Annotated in this window: 14 protein-coding genes; 9 read left to right on the forward strand and 5 right to left on the reverse strand. The window is 67.1% G+C overall.

Annotated elements, in window-relative coordinates:
- Positions 1–21 precede the first annotated feature (21 nt).
- The 7 genes from JF290_RS05590 (at position 22) to JF290_RS05620 (ending at position 7,230) form a co-directional block, all read left to right on the forward strand.
- Positions 22–834 (forward strand): cytochrome c oxidase subunit 3, encoded by an 813-nt coding sequence (locus JF290_RS05590; RefSeq protein WP_199023777.1) that lies wholly within the window; start codon positions 22–24, stop codon positions 832–834.
- Positions 835–930: 96 nt separating this feature from the next.
- A complete protein-coding gene (locus JF290_RS05595; protein WP_199023778.1) occupies positions 931–1,608 on the forward strand; it encodes an SURF1 family protein in 678 nt (225 codons plus the stop codon).
- A 5-nt stretch (positions 1,609–1,613) separates the two neighbouring features.
- Complete coding sequence (thrC, locus tag JF290_RS05600; protein ID WP_199023779.1) at positions 1,614–3,002, forward strand: threonine synthase; 1,389 nt, start codon at positions 1,614–1,616, stop codon at positions 3,000–3,002.
- Entirely contained in the window at positions 2,999–4,261 is a 1,263-nt protein-coding gene (locus tag JF290_RS05605) for a M16 family metallopeptidase (protein WP_199023780.1), read from the forward strand. The genes thrC and JF290_RS05605 overlap by 4 nt, the downstream gene beginning before the upstream one ends.
- Before the next feature lie 10 nt (positions 4,262–4,271).
- Positions 4,272–4,856: a GNAT family N-acetyltransferase gene (locus JF290_RS05610; protein WP_199023781.1), complete on the forward strand. Its 585-nt coding sequence runs from the start codon at positions 4,272–4,274 to the stop codon at positions 4,854–4,856.
- Positions 4,857–4,962: 106 nt separating this feature from the next.
- A complete protein-coding gene (locus JF290_RS05615) occupies positions 4,963–5,793 on the forward strand; it encodes an MBL fold metallo-hydrolase (RefSeq protein WP_199023782.1) in 831 nt (276 codons plus the stop codon).
- A 21-nt stretch (positions 5,794–5,814) separates the two neighbouring features.
- Positions 5,815–7,230, forward strand: coding sequence for an FAD-binding oxidoreductase (locus tag JF290_RS05620; protein WP_199023783.1), 1,416 nt, complete (start codon positions 5,815–5,817; stop codon positions 7,228–7,230).
- A gap of 48 nt (positions 7,231–7,278) precedes the next feature.
- On the opposite strand, the gene JF290_RS05625 is transcribed toward JF290_RS05620, so the two are convergent.
- The 5 genes from JF290_RS05625 to JF290_RS05645 form a co-directional block, all read right to left on the reverse strand.
- The gene (locus JF290_RS05625) at positions 7,279–8,919 is read right to left on the reverse strand and encodes an ABC transporter substrate-binding protein (RefSeq protein WP_199023784.1); all 1,641 of its coding nucleotides are present in this window, start codon (positions 8,917–8,919) and stop codon (positions 7,279–7,281) included.
- A 219-nt stretch (positions 8,920–9,138) separates the two neighbouring features.
- The gene (locus tag JF290_RS05630) at positions 9,139–9,678 is read right to left on the reverse strand and encodes an adenine phosphoribosyltransferase (RefSeq protein WP_199023785.1); all 540 of its coding nucleotides are present in this window, start codon (positions 9,676–9,678) and stop codon (positions 9,139–9,141) included.
- A gap of 69 nt (positions 9,679–9,747) precedes the next feature.
- Positions 9,748–10,380, reverse strand: coding sequence for a LysE family translocator (locus JF290_RS05635; protein ID WP_199023786.1), 633 nt, complete (start codon positions 10,378–10,380; stop codon positions 9,748–9,750).
- Positions 10,380–11,252, reverse strand: a complete 873-nt coding sequence (locus tag JF290_RS05640) for an S-methyl-5'-thioadenosine phosphorylase (protein ID WP_199023787.1) — start codon at positions 11,250–11,252, stop codon at positions 10,380–10,382. The genes JF290_RS05635 and JF290_RS05640 overlap by 1 nt, the downstream gene beginning before the upstream one ends.
- 231 nt (positions 11,253–11,483) lie before the next feature.
- Positions 11,484–11,999, reverse strand: coding sequence for a lipid-binding SYLF domain-containing protein (locus JF290_RS05645; protein ID WP_199023788.1), 516 nt, complete (start codon positions 11,997–11,999; stop codon positions 11,484–11,486).
- 283 nt (positions 12,000–12,282) lie between these two features.
- Between JF290_RS05645 and JF290_RS05650 the strand changes: the two genes are divergently transcribed.
- Positions 12,283–13,335 carry a cytochrome-c peroxidase gene (locus JF290_RS05650; RefSeq protein ID WP_199023789.1) on the forward strand — a complete coding sequence of 351 codons (1,053 nt, stop codon included), beginning with the start codon at positions 12,283–12,285 and terminating at the stop codon, positions 13,333–13,335.
- Between the two features lie 182 nt (positions 13,336–13,517).
- The gene (locus JF290_RS05655) at positions 13,518–15,152 is read left to right on the forward strand and encodes a SulP family inorganic anion transporter (protein WP_199023790.1); all 1,635 of its coding nucleotides are present in this window, start codon (positions 13,518–13,520) and stop codon (positions 15,150–15,152) included.
- The last annotated feature ends 19 nt before the right edge of the window (positions 15,153–15,171 follow it).

Genomic DNA, 15,171 nt, shown 5'->3' on the forward strand with positions numbered 1-15,171 from the left:
CGAACGGTGAGGGACACTTAAATGGCACATGCAAAAGACCACGATTACCATATTCTGAACCCCTCGATCTGGCCGCTCCTGGGGGCGCTCGGAGGTTTCGTCATGCTGGCGGGCGGCGTGCTGTGGATGCACGGGATCACGCCCTATGTCTTCTGGATCGGCTTCGTCGGCGTGCTCTACGTCATGTTCGCGTGGTGGTCCGAAGTGGTGCACGAGAGCCGTGTCGGCGATCATACCCCGGTGGTGCGGATCGGCCTGCGCTATGGTTTCATCCTGTTCATCATGTCCGAGGTGATGTTCTTCGCGGCGTGGTTCTGGTCGTTCTTCAAGCACGCGATCTATCCGATGAACGAATATGTCGGCAGCGAATACGTGCCGCCCGAGATCTACCAGGTCGACGTGTTCCACCTGCCGCTGATCAACACCGTCGTGCTGCTGCTGTCGGGCTGTGCCGTCACCTGGGCGCACCATGCGCTGGTGCATGGCAACGTGCGCCGCGACCTGATCGCGGGCCTGGCGATCTCGATCGTGCTGGGTGTGCTGTTCACCGCGCTGCAGGCCTATGAATACATCCACCTGCTGCATGAGGGCTGGACCTTCGGCGAGGACAAGTTCTTCTCGAACTTCTACATGGCGACCGGTTTCCACGGGTTCCACGTGATCATCGGGACGATCTTCCTGGCGGTCTGCCTGGTGCGGGCGATCCAGGGCGATTTCACCCCCGAGCAGCATGTCGGCTTCGAGGCCGCCGCCTGGTACTGGCACTTCGTCGATGTGGTCTGGCTGTTCCTGTTCTTCGCGGTCTATCTCTGGGGCACCTCCGGTCTCGGCTGAGTCCGGTTTGCGGTTGAACACGGGCCGACCGTCGGTCACAAGCGAGGCGCGCGGGTCATCCCGCGCGCCTTGGGCATTCACGGGGGCGCTCACGCCATGCGCGGCATCTTCTTCTTGCTGATCGTCGGCCTTGTCGGGGGGGCGACGCTGGTTGGGCTCGGGGTCTGGCAGCTTCAGCGACTGGCGTGGAAGGAAGCGATCCTCGCCGATATCGACGCCCGCATCGGCGCCGCGCCGGTGCCGCTGCCGGCGGCGCCCGATCCGGTCGCCGACCGCTATCTGCCGGTCGAGGTGTCGGGCGAGATCGAACCGGGCGAGATCCAGGTGCTGGTGTCGATCAAGCGGGTGGGGCCGGGGCTGCGCATCATCGCGCCCTTCACCACCGAGGACGGCCGCCGCATCCTGCTGGATCGCGGGTTCGTCGAGATCCCCGAAAAGGAGACCGAGCGGCTGCTGGGCCCGATGACGGTGACGGGCAACCTGCACTGGCCGCAGGAGACGGATTCCTTCACGCCCGAGCCGGACCCGGTGAGCGACACCTGGTTCGCGCGCGACGTGCCGATGATGGCGGCCAGCCTGCAGACCGAGCCGGTGCTGCTGGTCGCGCGCTCGCGCACCGGGCCCGGCATCCGGCCGCTGCCGGTGGATTCCGCCGCCGTGCCCAACGATCACCTGCAATATGCAATCACCTGGTTCTCGCTGGCCCTGATCTGGGCCGGGATGACCGTCTATTTCCTCTGGCGCGGTCGCGCCGGGGCCGAGCGCGAGAGTTGACTGAGATGAGATACGTGTCCACGCGGGGCGCCGCCCCCGAGCTCGATTTCGAGGAAACGATGCTGACCGGGCTGGCGCGCGACGGCGGGCTCTACGTGCCGGCCGAGGTGCCGCGGATGAGTGCGGCGGAGATCGCCGCCCTCGCCGGGCAGAGCTACGAGGAGACCGCCTTTGCGGTGATGCGGCCCTTCGTGGGCGACACGTTCACGGAGGCGGAGTTCCGCGCCATCATCGCGCGTGCCTACGAGGGCTTTGGCCATGCGGCGCGCGCGCCGCTGGTGCAGCTGGCGCCGAACCATTTCCTGCTGGAGCTGTTTCACGGCCCGACGCTGGCGTTCAAGGATTTCGCCATGCAGCTGATCGGGCAGATGTTCCAGACGGCACTTGCGCGGCGGGGCGACCGGGTGACGATCGTGGGCGCGACCAGCGGCGACACGGGAAGCGCCGCCATCGAGGCGTTCCGGGGGCTCGACAATGTCGACGTGTTCATCCTGTTCCCGCACGGCCGGGTCAGCGAGGTGCAGCGCCGGCAGATGACCACGCCGACGGAGTCCAACGTGCACGCGCTGGCGGTGGATGGCGATTTCGACGATTGCCAGGCGGCGCTGAAGGACATGTTCAACGATTTCGACTTCCGCGACGGGGTGAAGCTGGCCGGGGTCAACAGCATCAACTGGGCGCGGGTGCTGGCGCAGGTGGTCTATTACTTCAGCGCCGCCGTCAGCCTCGGCGCGCCGCAGCGGCTGGTGAGCTTCACCGTGCCGACGGGCAATTTCGGCGATATTTTTGCCGGCTATATCGCCAAGCGAATGGGGCTGCCGATCGACCGGCTGGTGGTCGCCACCAACCAGAACGACATCCTGCATCGCTGCCTGAGCGGGCAGGGCTATCACAAGGGCAGCGTGCATCCCTCGATCAGCCCGTCGATGGACATCCAGGTCAGCTCCAACTTCGAACGCGCGCTGTTTGACGCCTATGGGCGGGACGGCGCGGCGGTGGCGCAGCTGATGGACGAGCTGAAAGCCGGCGGGTTCGACGTGTCGCAGGGCGCGATGGAATACCTGCGCGAGCAGTTCGCCTCGGGGCGGGCCTCGGAAGAGGAAACGCTGGCGACGATCACCAGGACGCTCGCGACCAGCGGCGAGCTGCTCTGCCCGCATTCGGCCGTGGGCGTGAAGGTGGCCGAGGAGCAGCGCGTGGCGTCCGTGCCGATGATCACGCTGGCCACCGCGCATCCGGCCAAGTTTCCGGCCGCGGTCGAACAGGCCAGCGGTGTGCATCCGCCTCTTCCCCCGCGCATGTCCGACCTGTATGACAGGCCGGAACGGGTGCACCGGATCGCCAACGACCTGGGCGCCATGAAAGATTTCATCAAGGGACATATCGCCACGTGACCGTCAGACAGCACACCCTGGCCAACGGCTTTCGCATCGTCACCGAACACATGCCGGGGCTGAAGTCGGCCTCGATCGGGATCTGGATCACCGCCGGGGGCCGGCACGAGCGGCTGGAACAGAACGGCATCGCGCATTTCCTCGAACACATGGCGTTCAAGGGCACCGAGCGGCGCACCGCGTTGCAGATCGCCGAGGCGATCGAGGATGTGGGCGGCTACGTCAATGCCTATACCAGCCGCGAGGTCACGGCCTATTACGCGCGGGTGCTGGAAAATGACGTGCCGCTGGCGCTGGACGTGATCGGCGACATCGTCCTGAACCCGGTGTTCGATCCGGACGAGATCGAGGTCGAGCGCGGGGTGATCCTGCAGGAGATCGGGCAGGCGAACGACACCCCGGACGACATCATCTTTGACTGGCTGCAGGAAGACAGCTATCGCGATCAGCCGTTGGGGCGCACCATCCTGGGGCCGAGCGAGCGGGTCAGGGCGTTTTCGCGCGAGGACCTAGCGGGGTTCGTGTCGGAACATTACGGCCCCGGCCAGATGATCCTGTCCGCCGCCGGCGCGGTCGATCACGACGCGCTGGTGCGCACGGCGGAGGAGCTGTTCGGCCATCTCGCGCCGACGCCGGCGCAGGTGCCCGATGTCGCGCGCTTCACCGGTGGCGAGACGCGCCGCCTGAAGGAGCTGGAGCAGGCGCATTTCGCGCTGGCCTTCGAGAGCCCGGGATACCGGGACGACGCGATCTACACGGCGCAGATCTATTCCAGCGCGCTGGGCGGGGGCATGTCCTCGCGGCTGTTCCAGGAAATCCGCGAGAACCGCGGCCTGTGCTACACGATCTTCGCGCAGACCGGTGCCTATGCGGATACCGGCACCACGACGATCTATGCCGGCACCAGCGCCGAGCAGATCGGCGACCTGGCGCGGATCACCTTCGACGAGATGAAGCGCGCCGCCGAGGACATGAGCCCGGCCGAGGTCGCCCGCGCCCGCGCCCAGATGAAGGCGGGGCTGCTGATGGGGCTGGAGAGCCCGTCCAACCGGGCCGAGCGGCTGGCGCGCCTGGTGCAGATCTGGGACGTGGTGCCGCCGCTGGAGGATACCATCGCGCGCATCGACGCGGTGACCACCGGCGACGTGCGCGACTTTGCCGAGACCGTCGCCACGACCGCGCCGGCGGCGCTGGCGCTTTACGGGCCGATCGACGCGGCCCCGACCCTCGCGGCCCTTCAGGACCGGCGCGCCGCGTGAGTCCGCCGTGATGCTTCTGGCGAAACGGAAACTGAGGATCGAGACCGAGCGGCTGAGCCTGCGTCCGCCGACCCATTCGGATTTCCGCGCCTGGTCGGCCCTGCGCGAGAGCAGCCGCGACTTCCTGAGCCCCTGGGAGCCGAGCTGGGCCGAGGATCACCTGAGCCGCAAGGCCTTTACCAACCGGGTCTATTGGGCGCAGCGGTCGATCGGCAACGGATCGGCGGTGCCGCTGTTCCTGATGCGGCGCGCCGACCAGGAACTGGTGGGCGCGATCACGCTGGACAACATACGGCGCGGCCCGGCGCAGGCGGGTACGCTGGGCTACTGGACCGGGCAGCCCTTCGCGCGGCAGGGATACATGCGCGAGGCGATCGGGGCGGTGGTGCATCACGCGTTTTCGCAGCTGGACCTGAGCCGGATCGAGGCCGCCTGCCTGCCGGAGAATGCCGCCTCGCGCGGGTTGCTGGAGCGGTCCGGCTTCAAATACGAGGGCGTGGCGCAATCCTATCTGCAGATCGCCGGGCGCTGGCGCACCCATGTTCTTTATGCCGCGCTGCGCAGCGACCGGCGCGGAAAGACCGCCGTCGGATAGCGAAACCGCCCGCGCCTGCGGCGCTGCCGCGCGTGCCGGAGCATTTTCCATCACGAAGACGCGGAAACGGGCTGACTTTTCGCCGGCGTGGTCTACACTTTTCGCCATGATCCGGTTGACCGTCTTGATCCTTGCCGTGCTGGCGGCGCTGTCCGGAGCCGCCACGGCGCAGGAGCGGCGCCCGAGCCATTGCATCGCCATCGCGGATGCGGCGCCGGGGCTGCACTATGTGCAGAAGGCGGCGTGGCGCGAACCGGTCGGCGAATTCTCGGTCCGGCTGCATTACATCGCGCATGCGAGTTTCCTGCTGCAGACCGAGGGCGGGCTGAACGCGGTGACGGATTTCACCGGCTTCATCGGCACCGCCCCGCTGATTCCCGACGTGGTGACCATGAACCATGCGCACGAGACGCACTGGACGGCCTTTCCGGACCCCGCGATCCCGCATGTGCTGCCCGGCTGGGGCGCGTTCGGGGAGGGCATCGACCACTACCTCGATCTGGGCGAGATGGTGGTGCGCAACGTCTCGACCGATATCCGCTCGCGCTTTGGCGGCATCGAGGACAACGGAAACTCGATCTTCGTGTTCGAGGTGGCGGGGCTGTGCATCGGGCATCTGGGCCATCTGCATCACGTGCCCAATGACGAGCAGTTCGCGGCGCTGGGGCGGCTGGACGTGGTGATGGCGCCGGTCGATGGCGGCATGACGATGCCCTTGCCCGACATGATCGCGGTGCTGAAGCGGCTGAAATCCTCGGTGGTGATCCCGATGCACTGGTTCAGCGATTACTCGTTGCAGGATTTCCTGGTGGGGATCGCCGGGGATTTCGCCATCGCGCAGCCCGGCACGTCGCATATCGAGCTGTCGCTGCGGGATCTGCCGCCGCGTCCGACGGTGGTTGTGCTGCGCCCGCGCTATCTGGCAGATGGGGAATGACCCCCGGACCCGGATGAGCCGATGACCCTGACCCCTGCCGATGAGAGTTTCGCCGCGCCGCTGCGTGCGCGACTGCCCGAGGACACGCTGCGCGAGGCCGAGGCGCGCCACCTGGAGGAGCCGCGCGGACGCTATCGCGGTTCGGGCGGCTTGCTGGCCCTGCCGCGCAGCGTCGAGGAGGTGTCGGTCCTGATCGCGGCGGCGGCGGCGGCGCGGGTCGGCGTCGTGCCCTGGGGCGGCGGCACCGGGCTGGTCGGCGGGCAGACTTTGACCGAGGGGCCGCGCCCGCTGATCCTGTCGCTGGAGCGGATGCGCGCGATTCGCGCGGTGCACCCGGAAGAGAACGTGCTGGTGGCCGAGGCCGGTGCGATCCTGGCCGATGTGCAGGCGGCGGCGCATGACGCGGGGCGGCTGTTCCCGCTGTCGCTGGCCTCGGAAGGGTCGGCCCGGATCGGGGGCAACCTCGCGACCAACGCCGGCGGCGTCAACGTGCTGCGCTATGGCAATACCCGCGATCTCTGTCTCGGGCTGGAAGCGGTATTGCCGGACGGACGCATCTGGCACGGGCTGACGCGGCTGCGCAAGGACAACACCGGCTATGACCTGCGCAACCTGCTGATCGGGTCGGAAGGCACGCTGGGAGTGATCACCGCGGCGGCGCTGAAGCTGTCGCCGATCCCGGCAGGGCAGGGCACGGCGATGCTGGTGGTCGAGTCACCCGCTGCGGCGCTGGAGCTGTTGTCGCTGGCATGGGCGCAGTTGGGCGAGGGCGTCAGCGCGTTCGAACTGATCCACCGGCAGGGGTTCGATTTCCTGACCGAGGTGCTGCCCGAGGTGCGCCAGCCCTTCGCCACGCCGCCGGAGTGGAGCGTGCTGATCGAGGTCGGGCTCGCCGCGGGGCTGGATCCTTCCGAGGCGCTGGAGCGGCTGTTTGCGACGGCGGCGGAACGCGGGCTGGTCAGCGACGGGGTGATCGCGCAGTCGGATGCGCAGCGCCGGGCGCTGTGGACCGTGCGCGAACATCTGCCCGAGGCGAACCGGCGCATCGGGTCGGTGTCGAGCCACGACATCTCGGTGCCGCTGGGGGCGGTCGCGGCGTTCATCGAGAAGGGCGGCGCGGCGATCGCGCGGATCGGACAGTTCCGGATCAACTGTTTCGGCCATCTGGGCGATGGCAACCTGCATTACAACGTCTTCCCGATGCCGGGGCGCAGCCGCGCCGATCACGAGAATCAGCGCGGCGAGATCAAGAGCGCGGTGCATGATCTCGTGGCTGCGCTCGGCGGGTCGATCAGTGCCGAACACGGGATCGGACGGATGAAGGTCGAGGACCTGGAACGCTATGGCGACCCGGTGAAACTGGCGGCGATGCGGGCGATCAAGACCGCACTCGACCCGCAGGGCATCATGAATCCCGGCGCGGTGCTGCCCGCCTGAGCGGGAGGCCCGCCCCCAAACCGGTGTTCAAGGGAGCGGGCCAGGCCGTCAGGCCGCGAAGCCGAGTTTGCTGACGTGGATCTCGAAGGTCGGGTGCATCTCGGCCCCGACCACGTTCTCCCGGTGGTGACGGTAGATCGAGCGCCAGTAGGGCTGGATGATGACGCCTTCGTCCTGCATGATCGTCTGCAGTTTCGCCATCACCTCGCGCCGCTGGTCCGCGTCGGCGATGGACAGCGCCTCGCCCAGCAGGCTGTCGAACTCGGCATTGGCGAAGGCGCTTTCGTTCCACGCCTCGCCCGAACGATAGGCCAGCGCCAGCACCTGCACGCCGAGCGGTCGCTGGGCCCAGTCTGTGGTCGAGAACGGGTATTTCGCCCAGTCGTTCCAGAAGGTCGAGCCCGGCAGCACGGTGCGCTGCACCGCGAAGCCCGCGTCGCGCAGCATCGCGGCGGCGGCGTCGGTGGTGTTCTTGCGCCAGGTGTCGTCGATCGAGATCAGCTCATGTTCGAAATCGCCCATGCCGGCCTCGTCCATCAGCGCGCGGGCGCCCTCGGGGTCAAAGACCGGTGCGGGCAATTCGGCATATTCCGGGTGGATCGGCGAGACGTGGTGGTTCTCGGCAACGCGCCCGTTGCCGGAAAAGCCGAGCTCCAGCAGTACGGAATTGTCCACCGCCATCGCCAGCGCGCGGCGCACGCGGGCATCGGCATAGGGCTTGATCCCGTTGACCTCGGCCTCCTGGTTGGGGCGGATCACCACGGTGTTGGCGGTGATCGCCTCGGACTTGACCCATCCGATGCCATCCATCACGAGGATGAAATCGCCGATGGATTCATAGACCATGTCGACCTCGTCCGCGTCCACCGCGGCCACGATGCCGGCCTGTTCGGTGCCGAAATCGAGATATTCGATCCGGTCGAGCCAGGCACCCTCTCCCCACCACTGGTGGTCTTCGTTGCGCACCAGCACCGCCTTGATGCCGACCTCGAATTCGGCCGGCCTGTAGGGGCCCGTTCCGATCGGGTTGTCCAGCGGATCGCCGGTGAAGCTCTGGTGCACGATGGCGGCGGGGTAGTCCGAGAACCCGGCGATCAGGGTGATGTCGGGTTGGGTCAGCGCCAGGCGCACGGTGCTGTCATCGACCACGGTGATCGCGCCCTCGCGCGCCTTGCCGGTCTCCTCGTCGACCAGAGAGGCCATGCGGGAGGCCATTGAATTGCCCTCGACATCCTTTTCGCACCAGCGCGCGATGTTGAAGGCCACGTCCTCGGCGGTGAAGGTGTCGCCATTGCTCCAGGTCACGCCGGGGCGCACCTTGAGCAGGTATTCGGTGGCGTCTTCATTCACCTCCCAGCTGTCCAGCAGCATCGGCTTGAAACTGCCGTCGATCTGGTATTCGACGAGGTATTCCAGATAGCCGCGGGTGTAGTTGGACATCTGCGGCCAGTCGTAGGTGCGCGGATCCTTCAGCGCCTTCACCGAGGATTCGATCCGCAACGTGCCGCCGCTCTGCGCCTGCGCCGCGGCAGGCGTGGGGGCCGCAAGGCCCAGCAGCCCGTAGGCGGCGCCGGCGGTCAGACCCAGCGAGGTCGCGCGGGTCAGGAACTCGCGGCGCGACAGGGTGCCTCTGCTGACCTCATCGGCATAGGCGCGGGCGGCAGGGTGAATGGGTTTGGAAACTGTCATGAAGCTCTCTTTGCTGTCGGGGATGTCGGGATCGAAAAGGGGGAGGCAACCGGCTGAGCGCGTCGGCGATGGCGCCAGCCGCGGGCGCGGTCGTCGCGTCCGTTCATTCGATCCTAACAGATAGCCCGAAAGCGACATAATCAACCGAAAGCGACATTTTCGGGCCGAAAATCCCGTCGGCCCGGTGTCCGGTTGCAGCCTGTGCGATGTTCGGCGGGCTCAGTCGCCCTCGTAGGCACAGAGCGCGTGCACGTCCATGCCGAGCCCTTCCAGCACCTTGCGCCCGCCCAGATCGGGCAGGTCGACGATGAAGGCGCAGGACACGATATCCCCGCCCAGACGCTCGATCAGCTTGATCCCGGCAGCGGCGGTACCGCCGGTGGCCAGCAGGTCGTCGACCAGCAGGATCTGCTCGCCCGGCTGGATCGCGTCGTCGTGGATCTCGACGATCGCCTCGCCGTATTCCAGCGTGTACTCCTCGGAGATCACGGTGCCGGGCAGCTTGCCCTTCTTGCGGATCGGCACGAAGCCGACGGACAGCTGGTGCGCGATGGCGCCGCCGAGGATGAAGCCGCGCGCCTCGAGGCCGACCACCTTGTCGATCCGCATGCCGGCATAGGGGTGCAGCATCTGGTCGATCGCCATGCGAAAGCCACGCGGATCGGCGAAGAGCGTGGTCACGTCGCGGAACATGATGCCCTCGTGCGGGAAGTCGACGATGGTGCGGATGTAGTCGCGCACGGAGGTGGTCTTGGGCATGGCTGCGTCCCTGGCTGTTGGCTCCGGCGTCGGGTTTGCCGGAACCCGCCGCGTGGCGCAAGTGGCGCGTCAGGCGGCGGGGCGGCGCAGCAGCGCCGTGGCCAGCCCCATCAGGATCAGCGTGACGCCGCCGGCGCGGGTCAGGTTTTGCACCACGGCAGGGCGGGCGATGGTGCGCCGAAGCCGGTCGGCCAGCAGCGCGTAGGCCAGCGCGTTCAGCGCCGCGAGGGTGACGAAGGTGGCGATCAGGATCGCGAATTGCGGCAGCAGCGGTGCGTCGGCGCGGATGAACTGCGGCACGAAGGCGATGAAGAAGGCAATGGATTTCGGGTTGAGCGCGGTTACGCCCGCGGCATGGGTGAAGACCCCGCGCGCGGTGACCTCGCGCCCGGTCGTGACGGTGCCGAGCCCCTCGGAAGGCGCGCTGCGCAAGAGCTTGATGCCGAGCCAGACGAGGTAGGCGGCCCCGATCCATTTGAGCGCCGTGAACAGCGTCGCCGAGGTCGCGACCAGCGCGCCGAGCCCGGCCAGCGAGGCGGTCATGGCGACGAGGTCTCCCAAAGCTACCCCGGCGGCCGAGGCGACGGCGACGCTGCGCCCCTTGGAGAGCGCGTAGCTGAGCACCAGCAGCACGGTCGGGCCGGGGATCAGCAAGAGCGCAGTGGAGGCGGCGACGAAGGCGAGCCAGAGATCGAGCGGCATCAGAGCACCCGCCCGGCGACGGCGTCGAGCTTGGCGACCAAGGCGGGATCGCGGGCGTCGGGCGCGGTGAGGATGGCGTGGTCCAGCGCGCGGTCGCAGCCGTGCGGGCAGGCGGCGCGCTCGGTCCCCAGCAGGCCGGGCAGCCGCGCGACCAGGCTGCGCGCCTTGTCGGCGTTGCCCATCAGCGTGGCGATGATCTGCGCGATGTCGACGGCGCCGTGATCCGGGTGCCAGCTGTCGTAGTCAGTGATCATCGCGACGGAGGCATAGCAAAGCTCGGCCTCGCGCGCGAGCTTGGCCTCGGGCATGTTGGTCATGCCGATCACGTCGCAGCCCCAGCTGTCGCGATACATCCTGGATTCGGCCAGCGTCGAAAACTGCGGGCCTTCCATCGCCAGGTAGGTGCCGCCCTCATGCACGGTGATACCTGCGTCCTTGGCTGCCGCGAGGCAGGCCGCCGACAGGCGCGGGCAGGTCGGGTGCGCGACGCTGACATGGCCGACGCAGCCGGTGCCGAAGAAGGATTTCTCGCGCGCGAAGGTGCGGTCGATGAACTGGTCGATGACGACGAAATCGCCCGGCGCCATCTCCTCGCGGAAACTGCCGCAGGCCGAGACGCTGACCACGTCGGTGATCCCCAGCCGTTTCAGCGCATCTATATTGGCGCGGTAGGGCACGGTGCTGGGCGAATGGACATGGCCGCGCCCGTGACGCGGCAGGAACGCCATGTCGACGCCGTTCAGCCGCCCGGTCAGGATCGAATCCGAGGGCGCGCCCCAGGGGCTGGCGACCTCGCGCCAGTCCGCCGCTTTCAGCCCGTCGATGTCATAGACGCCCGAGCCTCCGATGATGCCGATCATGGTCCCTGTCATGGCGATCTCCGCTGTGGTGTCGCGGCAAGGTGGCGGGGGCGGCGGGGGAAATCAACCGGGGAAATGCTGTCTGGGAGACGGCCCGGATACCCGCGTCGTGGCCTTGGGGCGGATCAGGTCTCGCCGCAGGCCCAAGCCGGATCGACGATGCGAGAGGCGGTGTACGCCTCTCGCATGCCCGACGCCGCGGGTGGGGCGACGGGCGATGGTTCGAAGCTGACGCTGCCGGGATCAGATATCCCAGCGGGTGATCGTGGTGCCTTCGAGCGTCAGGTTGACGATCGCGCCTTTCTCGTCGAACACGAAGGCGACCACTTCGGTCTTCAGGTTGGTCGTGTTGGCCTCGGCTGTCGCCCCGGCCTTGAACACGGTGATCTGACCTTCGCCGCCGAACTGGAATTTCTGGCTGGACGCGAATTTCTGGGCGGCGGGCTGAGTCATGAACATGACGACATAGCCATGTGTCGCGAAGCCGAGCTCGAGCCCGAAATTCGCGCTCGTCGTGTGGTAATACGCCAAGCTCTCGTCGTTCTGGCGCAACACGCCGCTTCCACGCTCGGCACCGATGCCGACAATCCCGACTTCGGTCACCTTGGGGAAGATGAGGAAGGCGCTGGCTTTCTTGGCAAGTTCCGCAGCGTGCGTGTTCTCGGACAGGAGCTTTGCCAGCGCCGCATCGGCTTCTGCGTCGATTTCAGCGCGTTTCGCGAGATCTTCCGCAAACGCAAAGCCGGATCCCGCGAACAACGCCGCAGCTGAAACGGCGGAGATGGCAAGGAAGGAGCGGCGTGACGGGTGTGATATGGAGGGAATCCTTTTTGATTTCATGCGTAGAAGCAGCACTTGGACTGATGCGGACGGAATGTATTCCGATTTGTCGGTCCCGCGCTCGAATACGTCCCGCCGATCCCGCCCGGGGTGCGACAAAGCGGCCGGCGCGGGCGATCCCCGGTTTAGAATTGATCTAAATCATCCAGTGCCTTGACCGGACTGATAAAATTGGCCGCGCGCGACCGATTTGGAGATTATCATGACGACGAGATACCTGACCCTGACAACTGCAATGGCGCTGATCGCGATGAGCGGGGTGGCGCAGGCCGAGAACCTGCGCGAGACCGCGCTCGACCTGTTCAAGCCGCTGCCCTCGACCACGCCGGCGGTCAAGGACAACCCGATCACCGACGCCAAGATCGCGCTTGGCAAGGCGCTGTTCTTCGACCCGCGCATGTCGGCGTCGGGGGTGTTTTCGTGCAATTCCTGCCACAACCTTGCCACCGGGGGCGACGACAACCTGGAAACCTCGATCGGGCATGGCTGGCAGAAGGGCCCGCGCAACGCCCCGACGGCGCTGAACTCGGTCTTCAACGAGGCGCAGTTCTGGGACGGCCGCGCCGCCGACCTCGCCGAGCAGGCCAAGGGACCGGTGCAGGCGGGGGTCGAGATGGCGAACACGCCCGACAACGTGATCGCGACGCTGACATCGATGCCGCAATATGTCGAATGGTTCGGCGCCGCCTTCGAAGGCGAGCCCGATCCCGTCACCTTCGACAATTTCGCCAAGGCGATCGAGGCTTTCGAGGCGACGCTGATCACGCCGGCACCGTTCGATGCCTGGCTGAATGGCGATGACGGCGCGATGAGCGCGCAACAGCTGGCCGGTCTGGAACAGTTCATCGACCTTGGCTGCGTCTCGTGCCATTCGGGCATCAACGTGGGCGGGCATGGCTATTACCCGTTCGGCCTGATCGAGAAGCCCGGTGCCGATGTGCTGCCGGTGGGCGACAAGGGCCGTTTTGCGGTCACCGAAACGGCCGATGACGAATATGTCTTCCGCGCTTCGCCCCTGCGCAATATCGCGGTGACCGCGCCCTATTTCCACTCGGGCAAGGTGTGGGATCTGAAGGTGGCGGTGCAGATCATGGCGGAAAGCCAGCTGGGCGAGGAGATTTCGGACTCGAGCGCGGACGAGATCGTCGCCTTTCTGGAAAGCCTGACCGGCGAGATGCCCGTGGTCACCTATCCGGTGCTGCCGCCCGAGACGGCCACGACGCCACGGCCGAGCGGCGAGGTGCTGCCGCAGTAGCAACATGAGAGCGGCGCGGGGGGCAAGACGCCGCCCGCGCCCCCTGTTCGCGACGAGGACGCAAAGGTGCCATGAGCCCTGCGCATGGCGGCCATTTGCCGCGAGGCATGGCCTTTTGGCATCAAAGCCTGTAAGCGGCCCCCTTGCCGCGCGTTCCGCCCGAAGCGAACAGGAATCTTGCCATGCCCCGCTCCTTGCTGGCGTCACTCGCCAACCGACTCGCCATGCCCGACCTGCGCTGGATGCCCGACGAGGGGCTGACGCCGTCGCGGCTGCGCATCGAGCTGCTGTCGGGGCTGACGGTGGCGCTGGCGCTGGTGCCCGAGGCGGTGGCCTTCGCCTTCGTCGCGGGCGTGCACCCGCTGGTCGGGCTCTATGCTGCGTTCATCGTCGGCCTGATCACCGCGCTGATCGGCGGGCGGCCGGGGATGATTTCCGGCGCGACGGGCGCGCTGGCGGTGGTCATGGTGTCTCTGGTGGCGCAGCACGGGGTCGAATACCTGTTCGCGACCGTGGTGCTGATGGGGTTCCTGCAGGTGTTTGCCGGTGCGATGCAATGGGGCAAGTTCATCCGCCTGGTGCCGCACCCGGTGATGCTGGGCTTCGTCAACGGGCTGGCGATCGTGATCTTCCTTGCGCAGCTGGGCCAGTTCAAGGTGCCGGGCAGCATGGAGAACTCGGGCCACGGCATGTCGGGCGGTGAGTGGCTGAGCGGCGCGCAGCTGTACCTGATGCTCAGCCTGGTGGCGCTGACGATGGTGATCATCTGGGTCATGCCCCGGATCACGCGGTTCATCCCGGCGCCGCTGGCCGGGATCGGCATCGTCGCCGCGCTGGTGATCGGCGCCGGGCTCGACGTGCCGCGGGTCGGCGACCTGGCCTCGATCCAGGGTGGATTGCCGAGCTTTCACATCCCGATGGTGCCGCTGACCCTGGAGACCCTGTGGATCATCCTGCCCTACGCGGTGATCCTGGCCGCGATCGGTCTGATCGAGAGCCTGCTGACGCTGAACCTGGTGGGCGAGATCACCGGCAAGCGCGGCGGTGCGAGCCAGGAATGCATCGCCCAGGGGATCGCCAACACCGTGACCGGCTTCTTTGGCGGCATGGGCGGCTGCGCGATGATCGGGCAGTCGATGATCAACGTGAAATCGGGCGGGCGCACGCGGGTCGCGGGGATCGCGGCGGCGCTGTTCCTGCTGGTCTTCATCCTCTTCGCAGCGCCGATGATCGAACTGATCCCGCTGGCGGCGCTGGTCGGGGTGATGTTCATGGTGGTGATCGGCACCTTCGCCTGGAACAGCCTGACGATCCTTCGCAAGGTGCCACGCACCGACGCCTTCGTGATCCTGCTGGTGACCGTGGTCACGGTGCTGGAGGACCTTGCCGTCGCAGTGGTCGTCGGCGTGATCGTTTCGGCGCTGACATACGCCTGGAACAACGCGCGCCGCATCCACGCGATCACGCGCGATTCGGCGACCGAGCGGGGCGCCAAGGTCTATGAGATCCAGGGGCCGCTGTTCTTCGGCTCTTCCGACGGCTTCATCGAGCTGTTCGACATCGAGAACGACCCCGACAGCGTGATCGTCGATTTCGCCGGCAGCCGGGTGGTCGACCAGTCCGCGTTGCAGGCGATCGAGGCCGTCGCGGGCAAGTACGAGGATGCGGGCAAGGCGATCAAGCTGCGCCATCTCAGCCGGGACTGCCACCGGCTGCTGAAGAAGGCGGGCCACCTGATGGTGGATAGCGACGACGACCCCGATTACGCGCTGGCGGTGGATTACGAGGTGCGCACCGGCATCCTGGGCGGGCACTAGGGGCGCTGCTCCCGCCTTG

Origin of the sequence: Sedimentitalea arenosa, assembly GCF_016428585.1 — a bacterium.
GTDB classification, from domain to species: Bacteria; Pseudomonadota; Alphaproteobacteria; order Rhodobacterales; family Rhodobacteraceae; genus Sedimentitalea; species Sedimentitalea arenosa.

Excerpts from the sequence above, each read along its gene's own strand:
- JF290_RS05590 (WP_199023777.1), top strand. The coding sequence starts at position 22 with ATGGCACATGCAAAAGACCACGATTACCATATTCTGAACCCCTCGATC.
- thrC (WP_199023779.1), top strand. The coding sequence starts at position 1,614 with ATGAGATACGTGTCCACGCGGGGCGCCGCCCCCGAGCTCGATTTCGAG.
- JF290_RS05640 (WP_199023787.1), bottom strand. The coding sequence starts at position 11,252 with ATGACAGGGACCATGATCGGCATCATCGGAGGCTCGGGCGTCTATGAC.
- JF290_RS05655 (WP_199023790.1), top strand. The coding sequence starts at position 13,518 with ATGCCCCGCTCCTTGCTGGCGTCACTCGCCAACCGACTCGCCATGCCC.
- JF290_RS05625 (WP_199023784.1), bottom strand. The coding sequence starts at position 8,919 with ATGACAGTTTCCAAACCCATTCACCCTGCCGCCCGCGCCTATGCCGAT.
- JF290_RS05650 (WP_199023789.1), top strand. The coding sequence starts at position 12,283 with ATGACGACGAGATACCTGACCCTGACAACTGCAATGGCGCTGATCGCG.
- JF290_RS05610 (WP_199023781.1), top strand. The coding sequence starts at position 4,272 with ATGCTTCTGGCGAAACGGAAACTGAGGATCGAGACCGAGCGGCTGAGC.
- JF290_RS05615 (WP_199023782.1), top strand. The coding sequence starts at position 4,963 with ATGATCCGGTTGACCGTCTTGATCCTTGCCGTGCTGGCGGCGCTGTCC.
- JF290_RS05630 (WP_199023785.1), bottom strand. The coding sequence starts at position 9,678 with ATGCCCAAGACCACCTCCGTGCGCGACTACATCCGCACCATCGTCGAC.
- JF290_RS05620 (WP_199023783.1), top strand. The coding sequence starts at position 5,815 with ATGACCCTGACCCCTGCCGATGAGAGTTTCGCCGCGCCGCTGCGTGCG.
- JF290_RS05595 (WP_199023778.1), top strand. The coding sequence starts at position 931 with ATGCGCGGCATCTTCTTCTTGCTGATCGTCGGCCTTGTCGGGGGGGCG.
- JF290_RS05635 (WP_199023786.1), bottom strand. The coding sequence starts at position 10,380 with ATGCCGCTCGATCTCTGGCTCGCCTTCGTCGCCGCCTCCACTGCGCTC.